This is a genomic window from Orlajensenia flava (assembly GCF_004801905.1).
Taxonomy (GTDB): Bacteria; Actinomycetota; Actinomycetes; order Actinomycetales; family Microbacteriaceae; genus Orlajensenia; species Orlajensenia flava.
The window spans coordinates 315372-332408 of sequence record NZ_SSSN01000003.1 but is presented as its reverse complement, the minus strand read 5'-3'; the positions used below and the strand labels follow the sequence as shown (position 1 = coordinate 332408).

Sequence of the window (17037 nt, the reverse complement as noted above, 5' to 3'; positions counted from 1 at the left end):
GGCGACCCCACCTCTCCACACCGTCTACTCCGAGGAGCTCCCGAGTGAAGGCCAGTCCGAGCGAGCAGGGCGAACTCCTGCGCCTGCAGACCATCGACACCCGCATCGCGCAGATCGACCGCCAACTGGCGAACCTGCCGCAGAATGCCGCGCTGGCTGCCCTGTCGGCCCGTTCCGACGATGTCCGCAGGCGCCTCGTCGCCGCCACCGGAGACCTCGACGACTCGCGCACCGAGCTCGGCCGGCTGGAATCGGATGTCGCCATGGTGGAGGCGCGGGTGGCCCGCGACACGGCTCGGTTGCAGGGGACGTCGTCCATGAAGGACATCCAGGGGCTCGAGGCCGAACTGGCGAGCCTCGCGAAACGGCGCAGCGACCTCGAGGACATCGAGCTGACGGTCATGGAGCGCGTCGAGGAGAAGGAGGCGGTCGTTTCAGCCATCGAGGCCGAGCGCGCGGAGATCGTGGACGAGACCAGCGCTACCGAACAGGTGCGGGAAAGGGCACGTGAGGCATCCGCCGCCAATCGTGCCGAGGCCGAGCGCGACCGCGCAGCGATCGCCGAGGGTGTCGGCGCCGAACTGACGGCCCTCTACGACAAGCGCCGGGCGCTCGGCGGTGGCGTGGGTGCGGCGGAGATGCGGGCCCGCACGTGCACCGGCTGCACCATGACGATCACCGGAGCAGACCTGGAGGCCGTCCGCAAGGCGGCCGACGATGACGTCATCTTCTGCCCAGACTGCGGCCGCATCCTGCTGCGCACGGAGGAGTCCGGCATCTGAAGGTAGGCTGAGGCCCGAGTGGGTCGGCAAGACGGTCGCGTCATCCGTGCAGACGGATGCCGAGGAACGTCCGGGCTCCACAGAGCAGGGCGGTGGGTAACACCCACCCGGGGTGACCCGCGAGACAGTGCCACAGAGAACAGACCGCCGTCGGCTTCGGCCGAGGGTAAGGGTGAAACGGTGGTGTAAGAGACCACCAGCGGCCGTGGTGACACGGTCGGCTCGGTAAACCTCGCCCGGAGCAAGGTCAGACAGGGAACGATGGGGCTGCTCGTCCCGTTCCCGGGTAGGCCGCTGGAGCGGCACGGCAACGTGTCGCCGAGAGAGATGGCCGTCCAGCCGCGAGTGCGCAAGCGCGCGGTGAACAGAACCCGGCGTATCAGCCGGCCCACTCATCCCTTCTGAGCAGATGCGGTCATCTCATTCGTCGGGGGAGAATCGGTATCCCATCCCCGCCTCCGTGAGCAGGTAGCGCGGCCGGGCGGCGTCGGGTTCGAGCTTCTTGCGCAGCTGCGAGACGTACAGGCGCAGATAACCGGTGTCGGTCGTGTATTGCGGTCCCCAGACCTCGGTGAGCAACAGCTCGCGCGTCACGAGGCGGTTCGGGTTCTTCGCGAACACCTCGAGCATGCGCCACTCCGTCGGTGTCAGACGTACGACCTCCTCGGTGTCGCTCGTGCGCCGCAGCACCAGATGGGCGGCAAGATCGATCGTCACCGCACCCAGCCGCGCAGTCGGCGAGTCGAGTGTCGGAGCAGCGCGCCGCGTGAGGGCGCGTACGCGTGCGAGCAGCTCGTCGACAGCGAACGGCTTCGTCACGTAGTCGTCGGCCCCGGCGTCGAGGGCGTCCACCTTGTCCCCGGAATCGTGCCGGCCCGACACCACGAGGATCGGCAGGGTCGACCAACCGCGCACCGCCTCGATCACTTCGATTCCCGTCAGTTCCGGCATACCGAGGTCGAGAACGATCAGGTCGGGGTGCTCGGATGCCGCGGCTCCGATCGCCTCCCGGCCGTCGCGGGCGGTGACGACGTCGTAGCCGTGCGCGCCGAGGGTGATGGACAGCGCGCGCAGGATCTGCGGGTCGTCGTCGGCGATCAGTATCCTCACTCCGGGACCTCCGATGCTCGCGGGGTCACGGCTTCCGCTTCCTGGGCAAGCGGAACCGAGATGACCATCGTCAGCCCGCCGCCGGGAGTGTCCTCGGGGTCGAGGCTGCCGCCCATTCCCTCGACGAAACCCTTCGAGAGAGCCAGGCCCAGCCCGACTCCCGTGAGGTTGTCGGTGTCCCCGAGTCGCTGGAAAGGCACGAAGACGTCGTCGAGACGATCGGCGGGGATGCCGGGGCCGCTGTCAATCACGCGCACCTGAGCTGCGCCGCCGAACGCCGACGTGGCGATTCGCGGGGGATGACCATCGGGCGAGAACCGCACGGCGTTCGCGACCAGGTTGACGAGGGCACGCTGCAGCAGAACGGCATCCGCACGCACGGCGCCGACGGTTTCGGAGAGGTCGAGTTGCACGCTGCCCGGTGCGAGTCCGAGTTCATCGAGCACCACCGGCACGACGCCGTCCAGATCGACATCGGCCAGGCTCACGCCCAGCACACCGGCCTGCAGGCGCGAGACGTCGAGAAGGTTGTCGACCAGGCCTGCGAGGGCGTCGAGGCTTCCTTCCGCCGTATCGAGCAGCTCGGCGCGGTCGGCATCCGTGAGCCGGATGCCGGCTGAGCGCAGGCTCGTGACGGCCGCTGTCGCGGCTGCGAGCGGCCTGCGCAGGTCGTGCCCGACGGCGGCCAGCAGAGCGCTTCGCACGCGATCGGCCCGAGCGAGCGGCTGGATGCGGTCGGCGGTCTCGACGAGTTCTCGGTGTTCCAGCGCGACGGCGAGCTGCCCCACGATCGCCGCGAGCAACCGACGGTCGTCCGCTTGGAGATCGCGACCGTACAACTCGAGCACGGCCGTATCGGTGACCGGCATCGACTGACTCGGCGTGTCGGCGTCGTGCCCTGCCACAGGGCCGTCAGTCGCTATCACCTCGCCGTCCTCGACGAGCCGGGTCGCGAGCAGCGTGAATGCCTCTCGCGTCCGCGAGACGAGTGCCTGAATGGCGTCGTCACCCCGCAGCACGCTCCCTGCGACGGTGGCCAGCAGTTCGGATTCGGCGGCTGACCGCGCCGCCTTGCGCGTGCGTCGCGCCGCTTGGTCGACGACGTAGCTGACCAGGGCGGCGACGACCATGAACAGCGCGAGGGCCAGCAGATGGTGCGGCTCGCTGATCGTGATGCGGTAGAGCGGAGCCACGAGGAAGAAGTCGAGGCTGAGGCCACTGAGGACTGCCGCGAACATCGCCGGCCAGAAGCCGCCGACGAGAGCCACCACGACGACGACCAGCTGGTAGGACAGCACGTCGCTGGCGAGGGATTCCGGAGTATGCGTGCTGGCAAGCAGGGCCGTCAGCAGGGGGCCGGCCACGAGCGCGACGATGAAGCCGGCGATCCGGCGACGCACCGTGAGCCCTCCGGTGGGTCGGGGCAGGGCGAAGCCACCGCCCGCCTGGGAGTGCGAGACGATGTGGACGTCGATGTCCCCGGATCCCCGAATCACCGTCTGCCCGATGCCGGGCCCGGTCAGCAGCGCCGTGAGCCGGCTACGACGGCTGACGCCGATCACGAGCTGCGTCGCATCACTGGCGCGGGCGAAGTCGACGAGGGCGCGCGGCACATCGTCGCCCACGACCTGGTGATAGCTGCCGCCGAGTTGCTCGACGAGCGCGCGTTGGGCGGTGAGCGTCTCGGGGTGCGGACTCCGCAGACCGTCCTGACTGACGACATGCACCGCAATGAGGGCGCCCCCGGATGCTCGCGCGGCGATACGGGCGCCCCGACGCAGCAGCGTCTCACCCTCGGTGCCGCCCGTCAACGCGACCACGACCCGTTCGCGAGCCTCCCACTTGGCGTCGATGCCGTGCTCGGCGCGATAGCGCTTCAGGGCACTGTCCACCTCGTCGGCCAGCCACAGCAACGCGAGCTCGCGCAGAGCGGTGAGGTTGCCGAGGCGGAAGTAGTTCGACAAGGCGGCGTCGATACGCTCGGCCGGGTAGACCACGCCCGCACTGAGACGATCGCGCAGCGCCTGCGGGGACAGGTCCACCACCTCGATCTGGTCGGCGCGGCGCAGCACGGCATCCGGAATCGTCTCGCGCTGGGGGACTCCCGTGATCTGCTGTACGACATCGTTCAGCGAGGCGATGTGCTGGATGTTGACGGTCGAGATCACGTCGATCCCGGCCGCCAGAAGTTCTTCGACGTCCTCCCAGCGCTTGGCGTGACGAGTTCCGGGTGCATTCGTGTGCGCCAGTTCGTCGACGAGGGCGACCGTCGGCGCACGGTCGAGCACCGCCTCGAGGTCGAGCTCGTCCAGACGGATGCCTCGATGCTCGACATGCATTCGCGACACCGTCTCGAGGTCGTCCACCATGTCGGCGGTTGCGCGCCGGCCGTGCGTCTCCACGACGGCGACGACCACGTCGACGCCCGCCCCGCGCAGCCGGTGACCCTCCTCGAGCATCGCGTAGGTCTTGCCGACGCCCGGCGCCGCACCGAGGAGGACCCGCAGTCGACCGTGTGCCATAGTCAGTGATCCAGCTCCGCCAGCGCGAGATTGAGTTCGAGGACGTTGACCGTCGACTCACCCAGGTAGCCGAGGTCGCGTCCTTGAATCCTAGACTCGACCAGCGTGCGCACAGTGGCCTCATCAAGGCCGTGCGCCCGAGCGACACGGCGCACCTGCTCGAGGGCGTAGGCGGGGGAGATGTGCGGATCGAGACCGGAGGCCGACGCCGTCAATGCGTCCACCGGGATGCGGCCGGGGTCGGTTCGGTCGAGCTGGGAGACCGCCTTCTTCCTCTGCGCGATCGCCTTCAGGAGGTCGGGATTCTCCGGCCCGTAGTTGCTGCCGCCGGACGCGCCGGCCTCGTACCCCTTTCCCGCGGCCGATGGGCGGGACTGGAACCACTGCGGCAGCGCGGTGCCGTCGGGATCGGTGAACGACTGGCCGATCAGGCTCGAGCCGACGACCTGTCCGTTGCGCTCGATGAGGGAGCCGTGCGCCTGGCTCGGCAGGGCGACCTGGCCGAGCACGGTGATCGCGAGCGGGTACATCACCCCGAGAACGATCGTGAGGACGATCATCGCGCGGATGGCAACGGCGTACTGCCGCCAGGAGCCGCGGTTCGTTGTTGACATGGGAGTCGAGTCCTTTCGTGGCTAGAAGCCGGGGATGATGCTCACGAGCAGGTCGATGAGCTTGATGCCGATGAATGGAGCGATGACGCCGCCGAGCCCGTAGATGAGCAGATTGCGCTGCAGGATGCGAGAGGCGCCGACGGCGCGGTATCGCACACCGCGCAGGGCCAGAGGAATCAGCGCGACGATCACGAGTGCGTTGAAGATGATCGCCGAAAGGATGGCTGAGGCGGGGGAGTGCAGCTGCATGATGTTCAGCGCCTCCAGTCCCGGGAACGCGGCCGCGAACATCGCCGGGATGATCGCGAAGTACTTCGCGACGTCATTGGCGATCGAGAACGTGGTCAGCGACCCCCGCGTGATGAGGAGCTGCTTGCCGATGCGCACGATGTCTATGAGCTTCGTCGGGTCGGAGTCGAGATCGACCATGTTGCCGGCCTCCTTCGCCGCGGACGTGCCGGTGTTCATCGCCACCCCCACGTCTGCCTGAGCGAGCGCGGGGGCGTCGTTGGTACCGTCACCGGTCATCGCGACGAGGTTGCCGCCCTCCTGCTCGCGTCGGATCAGCGCGAGCTTGTCCTCGGGAGTGGCCTCGGCCAAGAAGTCGTCGACCCCGGCCTCGGCCGCGATCGCTCGGGCGGTCAGCGGATTGTCGCCCGTGATCATGACGGTGCGGATGCCCATGCGACGCAGGTCCGCGAACCGATCGACGAGGCCGTCCTTCACGATGTCCTTGAGGTGGATGACACCCAAAACGCGCGCATGACCGTAGGTGTCGCGGACGGCTACGGCGAGGGGCGTGCCCCCGCTGGAGGAGACGCCCGTGACGATGGCATCCAACTCGGCCGCTAGACCGTCCGAGAGGGGATCGGTCTCGGCGACCCACGCGGTGATGGAGGAAACGGCTCCCTTGCGCACGGCACCGCCGTCCGGATGGTCGAGGCCGCTCATGCGGGTCTGCGCCGTGAACGGCACCACGGTCGCGTCAGCAGCATCGGCCACGGTCGCACCCAGCTCGTCGGCGAGCTCGACCACCGAGGTGCCCTCCGGAGTCGGATCGCTCGTCGAGGAGGCCCGCGCGGCATCGACCAAGTCGGATGCGGGCACACCCGTGAGGGCCAGGAACTCCGACGCGCGCCGGTTGCCGTAGGTGATGGTGCCGGTCTTGTCCAGCAGGAGGGTGGTGACATCTCCTGCCGCTTCCACCGCCCGGCCCGACATGGCGAGCACATTGTGCTGCACGAGGCGGTCCATTCCGGCGATGCCGATCGCCGAGAGAAGGGCTCCGATAGTAGTCGGGATGAGGCACACGAGAAGGGCGATGAGCACCGCGACCGAGGGCGCGGCATCCGAGTAGCCGGCGATCGGCCCGAGCGTGAGCACGACGACCACGAAGACGATCGACAGGGCGGCCAGTAGGATGTTGAGTGCGATCTCATTCGGCGTCTTCTGTCGTGCGGCACCCTCGACGAGCCTGATCATCCGGTCGACGAAGGTCTCACCCGGCTTGGACGTGATCGCAACGACGATCCGGTCGGAGAGCACCCGGGTTCCTCCCGTCACCGCACTGCGGTCCCCACCCGACTCGCGCACCACCGGCGCCGATTCTCCGGTGATGGCGGACTCGTCTACTGACGCGATGCCCCAGATGATGTCGCCGTCGCCCGGAATCACCTGTCCGGCGGAGACCACCACCACGTCGCCGAGACGCAGGTCGGCGCTGGAGACCTCGGTCACGGCGGATTGCTGAGCTCCGGCATCCGTCTTCTCGTCGTATCCCGTAACGCGCAGCGCGAGCGTCGAGGTACGGGTGGAGCGGAGGCTCGCGGCCTGCGCCTTGCCTCGATCCTCCGCAACCGACTCGGCGAGGTTGGCGAAGATCACCGTGAGCCAGAGCCACGCCGCGATCCCGGCCGTGAAGGTCGGGACGAGAGCGGCGCCCGATCCGGTGAACGGCTCGAGGACTGCGAGCACGGTCGTCAGAGCCGCGCCGACCTCGACGATGAACATCACGGGGTTGCGCCACATCGAGCGCGGATCGAGCTTGCGCACGGCGGCGGGCAGGGCACGCAGCAACTGTCGGGGCGAGAACGTGCCTGCTCCCGCACGGGAGGGCGCAGCCGGGTGGCGCGTGGAGATGGTGGTCATGTCAGTTCAGCCCTTCAGCCAGGGGACCCAGCGCGAGAACGGGAAAGTAGGTCAGAGCGGAGACGAGCAGCACCGTACCGATGGTCAAGCCCACGAAGAGCGGCCGGTGCGTCGGTAGAGTGCCCGCGGTCGCCGGCACACGGTCGCGAGAGGCGAGTGAACCCGCCAGCGCGAGCACGAAGATGATCGGCAGGAACCGCCCCAGGAACATCGCGACGCCCAGTGCTGTGTTGAGCCACGGGGTGTTCGCGGTCAGCCCGGCGAAGGCCGAGCCGTTGTTGTTGGCCGCCGAGGTGAAGGCGTAGAGCACCTCGGAGAACCCGTGGAGCCTGGGGTTCCAGATGCTCGTCGACGTGACGTCGTTCCGCACGGCGGGGATCGCGAAGCTCAACGCGGTGCCGATGAGGACGAGGGCGGGAGTCACGAGGATGTACAGCCCCGCGAGTTTGATCTCGCGCGCTCCGATCTTCTTGCCCAGGTACTCGGGGGTGCGTCCGACCATCAGTCCGGCCAGGAAGACCGCGAGCACCGCGATCACCAACAGGCCGTAGAGGCCAGCACCCACTCCACCGGGCGCGACCTCGCCGAGCATCATGTTCACCATGGCCATCCCGCCACCGAACGCGGTGTAGCTGTCGTGCATCGAGTCGACAGCCCCCGTGGAGGTGATCGTGCTCGTCGTGCCGAACAGCGTCGAGCCGATGATGCCGAACCGGGCCTCCTTGCCTTCCATGGCACCGCCTGCCGCGGCCGGAGCCGACCCGGCTCCGGCCAGTTCGGCAGCGGTCATGAGGGCCGCCGAAGTGATGAACAGCACGCCCATCGTGGCGAGGATGGCGTAGCCCTGGCGGAGGTCGCCGACCATGCGCCCGAAGGTCCGCGTCAACGCGACCGGGATCAGCAGCATCATCACGATCTGCAGCATGTTCGTCCACGGCGTCGGGTTCTCGAACGGGTGTGCGGAGTTGGCATTGAAGAACCCTCCGCCGTTCGTCCCGAGCTCCTTGATCGCCTCCTGCGACGCGACCGGACCGCCGGGCAGCGTCTGGCCGGCGCCAGTCAGCGTCGTGATCTCACGGAAGCCGTCGAGGTTCTGGATGACGCCTCCGGCGATGAGCATGATCGCGAAGACGACCGAGAGAGGCACGAGGATTCGCACGGTTCCACGCATCAGGTCGACCCAGAAATTGCCGAGGGTACCGCTGCGCGTTCGGGCCAGACCGCGCACGAGAGCGACGGCCACAGCGATGCCGACCGCGGCCGAGACGAAGTTCTGCACGGCCAGGCCGGCCAGCTGCACGGAGTACCCCAGCGTGAGCTCGGGGGAGTAGGACTGCCAGTTGGTGTTGGTGACGAAGGAGATCGCCGTGTTGAAGGAGAGGGACTCGCCGACAGCGGGCAGCCCGAGCGCCCACGGAAGCCATTCCTGAAGCCGTTGCATGGCGTAGACGATGACGATCCCGACCACGGAGAACGCCAGCACGCTCCGCAAATAGGCGGGCCAGCTCTGCTCGCCGTCGGGCTGTACGCCGATCAGCCGGTACAGCCCCCGCTCGACACGCAGGTGGCGTGTCCCGGTGTACACGGCGGCCATGTAGTCCCCGAGCGGACGATACGCGATCGCGAGAACGAGGATCAGCGTTGCGAGTTGCAGCACGAACTGCACGAGCGGAGGCATCAGAGCCTCTCGGGGCGCACGAGCGCGTAGACGAGGTAGGCGATGGCCGCCACCGCGAGCAGCCCGGCGATGACGTCGATGACGATCACAGCCGCTCGACCCCCTTGGCGACGAGGGCGACGATCGCCGCGAGGACGATCACCCCGGCGAGATAGACGATGTCGAGCACTGGTACTCCGATCCGGCAGGCACGTGCGAACACGCGGTGGCCGTCGGCCACATCAGAGATTTGATCGCTCAGGGGGTCGGCATCCGCCGATCCTCACGCATTCCTCACGCCGGGCAGGGAGATGCTTACGGACTGCTCACGCGCTGGCGAGCGCAGCCGCCCCCAGGATGCCCGCGTTGTTGCGGTGAACCGCGGGAACGATCTTGGTGTTCAGGTCGAGATAGGGGAAGAAGTCCTCGTAGTGCTTGGACACTCCGCCGCCCACGACGAACAGGTCGGGCGTGAACAGCATCTCGAGGTGGCTGTAGTACTTCTGGAGTCTCTTGCCCCAGTGCTTCCAGTCGAGGTCCTCGCGTTCCATGGCGGAGTAGGCCGCCTTCTTCTCAGCGTCGTGGCCGTCGAGCTCGAGGTGACCCAGCTCCGTGTTGGGAACGAGGACGCCGTCGTTGATGAGCGCCGATCCGATGCCGGTTCCGAGAGTGGTGAGCAGCACAACGCCCTTGACATCCTTGGCCGCCCCGAACCTCGTCTCGGCGTAGCCGGCGGCATCCGCGTCGTTGACGAAGTGGATATCGCGCCCGAGCTCCTTCTCGAACAGCTTCTCGGCCTCGAGGCCGATCCACTTCTTCGAGACGTTGGCGGCCGACATCGTGCGTCCGTTCTTCACGACGGCGGGGAAGCACACGCCGATGACCAGGTCGCCTTCGCTCTGGTCGATCTTGCCGAGCAGTTCCTTGGTGGTCGCGACGATGTCGCCCGGCTCGCCGCCCTCCGGCGTGGCGAGCTTGATGCGATCGGTGACGAGTTCACCACTGCTCAGGTCGACGACCGCCCCCTTGATGCCCGTTCCGCCGATGTCGATCCCGATCGCGTGCTTCGCTGCCATGGGGAAACACTATCGTCACGCCAGCCGTAGGATCGGGTCATGAGCGACGCGGAGCACAAGTACTGGTACAACATGAAGACCGGGGCGGTCGAGCAGGGCTACGAGTCGGCCTCCGCCGATCGCGTCGGTCCGTTCGACACCCACGTCGAGGCCGAGCACGCGCTGGAGACCCTCCGGGAGAACAGCGCCAAGTGGGCCGAGGATGACGCAGCGGACGACCGCTGACGACCGCCGTCCGACGATGAGGCGGCGCTACTCGTAGGAATGCTCGGGCGCGGGGTACGCGCCCGACTCGACATCCGCCCGATACGCGGTGACCGCGTCGAAGAGCACCTGCCGGACGTTCGCGTACTGACGCACGAACTTGGGCACGCGCCCGTCGCTCATTCCGGCGAAGTCCGTCCAGACCAACAGCTGGCCGTCGACATCGGGACCCGCACCCACTCCGATGGTGGGGATGTCGAGACGCTTGGTGACCTCAGCGGCGATGCCCGAGGGAACCATCTCGAGTACGACCGCGAACGCGCCGGCCTCCTGGACCGCGATGGCGTCGTCGAGCAGCTGTTGAGCGCTGTCGCCCCTGCCCTGGATGATGTGGCCGCCGAGGCCGTGCTCGCTCTGCGGTGTGAAGCCGATGTGCGCCATGACCGGAATGCCGGCACCCACGATGCGACGGATCTGCTTGTGGCTGCGCACGCCGCCCTCGAGCTTCACGGCGTGTGCACCCGTCTCCTTCATGAAGCGGACGGCGGTGTGCAGCGCCTCCTCCGGGCCGCTCTCGTAGGAGCCGAACGGCATGTCGGCGACCACGAACGCTCGAGACACCGCGTGCGCGACGGCGCGCGTGAGGGGGATGAGTTCGTCGACCGTCACGGGGAGCGTCGTTTCGTAGCCGAACACGTTGTTGCCGGCCGAGTCGCCCACCAGCAGGAAGTCGACGCCGGCCTGGTCGAAGATGCGTGCGGTCATCTGGTCGTAGCTGGTGAGGCCCGTGATCGGGATGCCGTTGGCCTTGGCGTTCTGGAAGTGCCTGGTGCGAACGCGGCGCGGTCCGGGTGCCGTCGCGGCCGCTCCGCCGTAGGGGTTGGTCTCTTCGGCGGCGGGCGCGGAAGGGGGCTGCTCTGGCATGTCACCGAGTCTAACGACGGGGCGGAGTCAGTAGTGTTGAGCCGGTACGAGAAAGGGCCGGGATGGATAAGCAGCGCGACTTCGTTCTTCGCACGATCGAGGAACGAGGGGTCAAGTTCATCCGACTGTGGTTCACCGATGTGGTCGGCACCCTCAAATCGGTGGCGATCGCCCCGGCTGAGGTCGAGGGCGCATTCGCCGAAGGACTCGGATTCGACGGCTCAGCCATCGAAGGTCTGACCCGCACGTTCGAGTCCGACCTGCTCGCCCATCCCGACCCCACGACCTTCCAGATCCTGCCGTGGCGCGGCGACGTCGACCCCACCGCGCGCATGTTCTGCGACATCACGACTCCCGACGGCCAGCCGGCGGTCGCAGACCCCCGCAACGTGCTCAAGCGCACCCTCGAGAAGGCGGCCGATCGCGGCTTCACCTTCTACACGCATCCCGAGATCGAGTTCTACCTGCTGAAGTCGAGCAAGTTCGGCGAGCACGGGCCCGAGCCCGTCGACTCGGCCGGCTACTTCGACAACGTGCCCGGCGGAACGGCTCACGACTTCCGCCGCCGCTCCGTGCGCATGCTCGAGGACCTCGGCATCTCGGTCGAGTTCAGCCACCACGAGGCCGGCCCGGGTCAGAACGAGATCGACCTGCGCTACGCAGACGCGCTGACGACGGCCGACAACGTGATGACCTTCCGCACGGTCATCAAGGAGGTCGCGATCGAGCAGGGCGTGTACGCGACGTTCATGCCGAAACCGTTCTCCGACAAGCCCGGGTCGGGCATGCACACGCACATGTCGCTGTTCGAGGGCGACGCCAACGCGTTCTACGAGGCCGGGGCCCAGTACCAGCTCTCCAAGACCGGGCGTCAGTTCATCGCGGGGCTGCTCAGGCACGCCCCCGAGATCACGGCGGTCACCAACCAGTTCGTCAACTCCTACAAGCGACTCTGGGGCGGGGGCGAGGCTCCGAGTTTCGTCTGCTGGGGTCACAACAACCGCTCGGCTCTCATCCGCGTTCCGCTGTACAAGCCCGGCAAGGGGCAGAGCGCACGCATCGAGTACCGCGCGATCGACTCGGCCGCCAATCCGTACCTGGCCTACTCGCTCATGCTCGCCGCCGGGCTCAAGGGCATCGAGGAGGGCTACGAGCTCCCGGCCGAAGCCGAGGACAACGTGTGGGCCCTGAGTGACACCGAGCGTCGTGCCTTGGGCTACGCGTCACTCCCGGCGAGCCTCGACCACGCTGTGGCTTATATGGAGGAGTCGGAGCTCGTGGCGGAGACCCTCGGCGAACAGGTGTTCAACTACGTCCTCGCCAACAAGCGCGAGGAGTGGCGCGAGTACCGCTCGCAGGTCACCGCCTGGGAGTTGCGCTCGAACCTCGAGATCCTCTGAGCCCCCGCGGCCGACACGACGGATGACCTCGACGCCGTTCAGTCTCACCGAGCTCGCGCGAGCGGGTTTCTCCGACCTCACCTCGGCAGCCGCTGACCTGGCCGAGTTGGAGCACGGCGTCGTCACGGACGCGCGCGAGCTCCTTCCGGCGTTCGCCCACGCAGCCGATCCAGACACCGCGCTCGGCTGCACCCTCGCCCTCGGCAGGCAGGCGGATGGCGAGCTGCGTCGTATCCTCTCGCGAACCGACGCGGCGGAGAGGCTGATCCGGCTCGTCGGCGCGTCGCCCGGTTTCGGGGAGTTCTTCCTCCGCCATCCGCGGGAACTGGATGTGCTGCGGCATCCGCTCTCCGTCCTGCCTGCTGCCGACGCACTACGGCGCGACCTCACCGCCGCCGCCGTCGACGCCGCGCCGAACGAAGCACCCGGAGATGAGCGCGGCTGGAGACGACTGCGCGTGCGTTACCGGGCGTGGCTCGCGCGGGTGGCGTCGTTCGACCTCGAGCAGGAGGATCCGGTCGCTGGCCTGGACGACGTGGCGGCCTGCCTGTCCGACCTGGCCTCCGCCGCCCTCGACGCGGCCCTGGAGCTCGCGCGCGGGGCCGTCTCCCGTGCGGACGACGCGCCAGCAGTGCCCGGCACCTACCCCCGTGCCCAGGTCGCCGCCGTCGAACTGGCCGTCATCGGAATGGGCAAGGCGGGCGCCCGCGAGCTCAACTACGTCAGCGACGTCGACGTCATCTTCGTCGGCGGCGTGCGCGAGGGATCCGACCTGGAGCCCTCTCGTGCCATCGACATCGCGACGCGGCTGGCGATGCTCATGACGCGAGCGATCGGCCAGAGCGCGCTCGAGCCCCCGCTGTGGGAGGTCGACGCCAACCTCCGGCCCGAGGGAAAGGACGGGGCACTCGTTCGCAGCCTCGAATCTCACCTGGCCTATTACGAGCGATGGGCGAAGAGCTGGGAGTTCCAGGCCCTGCTCAAGGCCAATCCACTGGCCGGAGACGCCGAGCTCGGGCGGCGCTACATCGAGGCGATCTGGCCGAAGGTGTGGACGGGCGCGTCACGCGAGGGATTCGTCGAATCAGTGCAGCGGATGCGGGAGCGCGTCACCCGGAACATCCCCTCCGACGAGGTCGACGTCCAGATCAAGCTCGGCCCCGGCGGCTTGCGCGACATCGAATTCACCGTGCAGCTCCTCGAGCTCGTCCACGGACAGACCGATGCCGCCGTCCGAGAGCGAGGGACGTTGCCCGCCCTGGAGGCGCTGGCCGCCCAGAGCTACATCGGTCGGGCGGAGGCCGCCGAGTTCTCGCGCGACTACCGGGTGCTGCGGCTCATGGAGCACCGCCTGCAGTTGAAGAACCTGTCCAGGACGCACCTCATGCCCCGCGACGAGGCCGGCCGTCGGACGCTCGCTCGCGCCACCGGCCTCGCGACGGGCGCCGACAGCCTCACCACTCTCTGGCAGGATCTGAAGCATCGGGTGCGCGGACTGCACGAGCGTCTGTTCTACCGGCCGTTGCTCTCGGCCGTGGCTTCCATGCCGTTCGAGGGGATGGCGCTGACGAGCGCGCAGGCTGAGGCCCGGCTCGCCGCCATCGGGTTCACCGATCCGCACGGCGCCCTCGCGCACATCGCCGCGCTCACCGGCGGCGTCTCGCGTCGTGCCAGCATCCAGCGTCACCTGATCCCCGTGATGCTGCAATGGTTCGCCGACGGCGCCGATCCCGACTACGGACTGCTGGTCTTCCGCCGCCTCAGCGACAGTCTCGGGAGCTCCCACTGGTACCTCCGGATGCTGCGCGACTCGAGCGGGGCCGCTCAGCGACTCACGCGCGTGCTCTCCAGCTCGCGGTACGTCGGCGAGCTGCTCGAGCGCATCCCCGAGTCGGTCGCCTGGTTGGAGGACGAGGTCAACCTGCGCCCGCGATCCACGGATGCGCTCCGCGAGGAGACGGCGGCCATCATCGCGCGGCACGACTCGCGCGACGCGGCCGCGCCGGTCCTCCGGGCGATGCGGCGCCGCGAGGTGCTCCGGCTGGCGATCGCGGCGATCCTCGATGTGATCACCGTTGCGGAGCTCGGCCGAGCGCTCCGGGATGTCACCGCTGCCACCATCTCGTCCATCCTCGAGGTGATCCGCGGCGGAGACGATGGAATCGAGTTCGCCACCATCGCGATGGGTCGCTTCGGCGGCGGCGAGCTCGGCTTCGGGTCGGATGCCGACGTCATCCACGTCTTCCGGGCGACCACTCTGGATTCGGAGGCCGCACAGAACCGCGCCAAGCACATCGTCGCCGAACTCAATCGACTGACTGTCGACCCCACGCTTCCGCTCGACCTCGACATCGACCTACGACCGGAGGGCAAGAACGGACCGGTCGCCCGTTCGCTCGACTCCTACCGGGCGTACTACGCGCGCTGGTCGCTCACCTGGGAGGCGCAGGCGCTTCTCCGGGCCCACGCGATCGCCGGCGACGTCGCTCTCGGCCACGACTTCCACCTGCTGGCCGACGAGACGCGCTACCCGGTGGAGCTCTCCGAGAACGCCGTGCGCGAGATCCGCCGCATCAAGGCGCGAGTCGAGAACGAGCGCCTTCCGCTGGGCGCCGACCCGACCCGGCATCTCAAGCTCGGGCGCGGGTCGCTGAGCGACGTCGAGTGGCTCGTGCAGCTGCTGCAGTTGCAACACGCGGCCGAACTTCCGTCGTTGCGCACCACCTCCACCCTGAACGCCCTCGCCGCCGCTCAGGCGGCCGATCTCATCGACGGCGCCGACGCCGAGATCCTCCGGGCGGCGTGGATCATCGCGTCTCGCGCCCGGTCCGCGATGACGCTGTGGACGAATCGGACGGCAGACGTGCTGCCGAGCGATCGCGTGCAGCTCGAGGGGGTCGCGCGAATTCTCGCCTACCCGCCCGGCTCTTCCAGCCAACTGGAGCAGGACTACCTCTCTGCCACCCGCCGCGCACGCGTGGTGTTCGAGCGCCTCTTCTATGGCGAGCCGCAGCGGACGACACCGACGACCGGTTGATACGCGAAACGGGCCGCCTCCCGGAGGAGACGGCCCGTTGACTACGAGTTCTTACACTCCGTAGTAGAGCTCGAACTCGAAGGGGTGCGGGCGCTGCGCGAGCGGCTTGATCTCCTTCTCGCGCTTGTACTCGATCCAGGTCTCGATGAGCTCGGGGGTGAACACGCCTCCCGCGAGCAGGAACTCGTGGTCGGCCTCCAGCGCGTCGAGCACGGCGTCGAGGGTGCCGGGAACCTGCGGGATGTTCTTGGCCTCCTCGGGCGGCAGCTCGTACAGGTCCTTGTCGACGGGCTCGTGCGGCTCGATGCGGTTCTTGATGCCGTCGAGGCCGGCCATGAGCTGCGCTGCGAAGGCGAGGTACGGGTTGCCGGAGGCATCCGGAGCGCGGAACTCGATGCGCTTGGCCTTCGGGTTGGTGCCCGTGATGGGGATGCGGATGGCTGCGGAACGGTTGCCGGCCGAGTAGACCAGGTTGACGGGAGCCTCGAAGCCGGGCACCAGACGGTGGTACGAGTTGACCGTCGGGTTGGTGAAGGCGAGGACGGCGGGGGCGTGCTTGAGCAGGCCGCCGATGTACCACCGGGCCAGGTCGGAGAGTCCACCGTAGCCGGCCTCGTCGTAGAACAGCGGCTTGCCATCGTTCCACAGCGACTGGTGAGTGTGCATGCCCGATCCGTTGTCGCCGAACAGCGGCTTCGGCATGAACGTGGCGGTCTTGCCCCACTGCTCTGCGGTGTTCTTGACGATGTACTTGAACTTCAGGATGTCGTCAGCCGCGTGCACCATGGTGTCGAAGCGGTAGTTGATCTCGGCCTGTCCGCCCGTGCCCACCTCGTGGTGCGCGCGTTCGAGGATGAGGCCGGCGTCGATGAGCTTGAGCGAGATGTCGTCACGCAGGTCGGCCTGCTTATCGACAGGGGAGACGGGGAAGTAGCCGCCCTTGTACGGGGTCTTGTTGGCGAGGTTTCCGCCTTCCTCGACGCGACCCGAGTTCCAGGCGGCCTCCTCGGAGTCGATGAAGTGGAACGCGGAGTTCTGCTTCACCTCGTAGCGCACGTCGTCGAAGATGTAGAACTCGGCCTCGGGGGCGAAGAACGCCGTGTCGGCGATGCCGGTCGATGCCAGGTACTTCTCGGCTTTCTTGGCGACCTGACGCGGGTCCTTCGAGTAGATCTCGCCGTTGCGGGGGTTGTAGATGTCGAACACCATGATGAGCGTGCGCTCGACCCGGAACTGGTCGATGTAGGCCGTGGTGACGTCGGGGATGAGCTGCATGTCCGACTCGTGGATGTTGGCGAACCCGCGGATCGACGAACCGTCGAACAGCTGGCCGACCGTGAAGAACTCCTCGTCGACGGTGGAGGCCGGGATGTTGAAGTGCTGCTGCACACCCGGTAGGTCGGTGAAACGGATGTCGAGGAACTTGACATCCGTGTCCTTGATGAAGGCGAGGACTTCTGACGAGTCTGTGAACATGTAGGACTTCTCCTCGGGGGCCTGGAACCGGACGATGGCTGCACAGCGCAACGTGTCTCCGAGGGTAGAACCGGGTGGTTTCCCTGC

14 protein-coding genes and 1 other RNA gene are annotated in these 17037 nt (G+C 67.8%); 5 read left to right on the top strand and 10 right to left on the bottom strand.

Annotation, left to right across the window (positions count from 1 at the left end):
- The first annotated feature begins 44 nt into the window (after positions 1-44).
- Complete coding sequence (locus E6C70_RS03400) at positions 45-782, top strand: zinc ribbon domain-containing protein (RefSeq protein ID WP_136422223.1); 738 nt, start codon at positions 45-47, stop codon at positions 780-782.
- Positions 783-801: 19 nt separating this feature from the next.
- An RNA gene (gene rnpB / locus E6C70_RS03395) (RNase P RNA component class A) lies at positions 802-1177 on the top strand.
- A 25-nt stretch (positions 1178-1202) separates the two neighbouring features.
- Here rnpB and E6C70_RS03390 read toward each other — a convergent pair.
- The 8 genes from E6C70_RS03390 to ppgK form a co-directional block, all read right to left on the bottom strand.
- On the bottom strand, positions 1203-1892 hold the full coding sequence (locus E6C70_RS03390) for a response regulator (RefSeq protein WP_136422221.1): 690 nt from the start codon (positions 1890-1892) through the stop codon (positions 1203-1205).
- Entirely contained in the window at positions 1889-4414 is a 2526-nt protein-coding gene (locus E6C70_RS03385; RefSeq protein WP_136422219.1) for a DUF4118 domain-containing protein, read from the bottom strand. Before E6C70_RS03385 ends, E6C70_RS03390 begins: the two co-directional genes overlap by 4 nt.
- Before the next feature lie 2 nt (positions 4415-4416).
- Entirely contained in the window at positions 4417-5028 is a 612-nt protein-coding gene (gene kdpC / locus E6C70_RS03380) for a potassium-transporting ATPase subunit KdpC (protein WP_136422217.1), read from the bottom strand.
- A 21-nt stretch (positions 5029-5049) separates the two neighbouring features.
- A complete protein-coding gene (gene kdpB / locus E6C70_RS03375; protein WP_136422216.1) occupies positions 5050-7176 on the bottom strand; it encodes a potassium-transporting ATPase subunit KdpB in 2127 nt (708 codons plus the stop codon).
- Between the two features lies 1 nt (position 7177).
- Positions 7178-8854, bottom strand: a complete 1677-nt coding sequence (gene kdpA / locus E6C70_RS03370; protein WP_136422214.1) for a potassium-transporting ATPase subunit KdpA — start codon at positions 8852-8854, stop codon at positions 7178-7180.
- The gene (locus E6C70_RS03365) at positions 8854-8943 is read right to left on the bottom strand and encodes a potassium-transporting ATPase subunit F (RefSeq protein ID WP_136422212.1); all 90 of its coding nucleotides are present in this window, start codon (positions 8941-8943) and stop codon (positions 8854-8856) included. Before E6C70_RS03365 ends, kdpA begins: the two co-directional genes overlap by 1 nt.
- Positions 8940-9074, bottom strand: coding sequence for a hypothetical protein (locus E6C70_RS17145; protein ID WP_268895943.1), 135 nt, complete (start codon positions 9072-9074; stop codon positions 8940-8942). The genes E6C70_RS03365 and E6C70_RS17145 overlap by 4 nt, the downstream gene beginning before the upstream one ends.
- 85 nt (positions 9075-9159) lie before the next feature.
- Positions 9160-9909, bottom strand: coding sequence for a polyphosphate--glucose phosphotransferase (ppgK, locus tag E6C70_RS03360; RefSeq protein WP_136422210.1), 750 nt, complete (start codon positions 9907-9909; stop codon positions 9160-9162).
- Between the two features lie 39 nt (positions 9910-9948).
- Between ppgK and E6C70_RS03355 the strand changes: the two genes are divergently transcribed.
- Entirely contained in the window at positions 9949-10134 is a 186-nt protein-coding gene (locus E6C70_RS03355) for an SPOR domain-containing protein (protein ID WP_136422208.1), read from the top strand.
- Between the two features lie 27 nt (positions 10135-10161).
- Here the strand turns inward: E6C70_RS03355 and panB are convergent, their stop codons facing one another.
- Entirely contained in the window at positions 10162-11037 is an 876-nt protein-coding gene (panB, locus tag E6C70_RS03350; RefSeq protein WP_136422207.1) for a 3-methyl-2-oxobutanoate hydroxymethyltransferase, read from the bottom strand.
- A 62-nt stretch (positions 11038-11099) separates the two neighbouring features.
- Between panB and glnA (E6C70_RS03345) the strand changes: the two genes are divergently transcribed.
- Both glnA (E6C70_RS03345) and E6C70_RS03340 read left to right on the top strand, forming a co-directional pair.
- Positions 11100-12437, top strand: coding sequence for a type I glutamate--ammonia ligase (gene glnA / locus E6C70_RS03345; RefSeq protein WP_136422205.1), 1338 nt, complete (start codon positions 11100-11102; stop codon positions 12435-12437).
- Positions 12438-12459: 22 nt separating this feature from the next.
- On the top strand, positions 12460-15474 hold the full coding sequence (locus E6C70_RS03340; RefSeq protein WP_136422203.1) for a bifunctional [glutamine synthetase] adenylyltransferase/[glutamine synthetase]-adenylyl-L-tyrosine phosphorylase: 3015 nt from the start codon (positions 12460-12462) through the stop codon (positions 15472-15474).
- Positions 15475-15525: 51 nt separating this feature from the next.
- Here the strand turns inward: E6C70_RS03340 and glnA (E6C70_RS03335) are convergent, their stop codons facing one another.
- The gene (gene glnA / locus E6C70_RS03335) at positions 15526-16950 is read right to left on the bottom strand and encodes a type I glutamate--ammonia ligase (RefSeq protein WP_136422201.1); all 1425 of its coding nucleotides are present in this window, start codon (positions 16948-16950) and stop codon (positions 15526-15528) included.
- Positions 16951-17037: the final 87 nt, after the last annotated feature.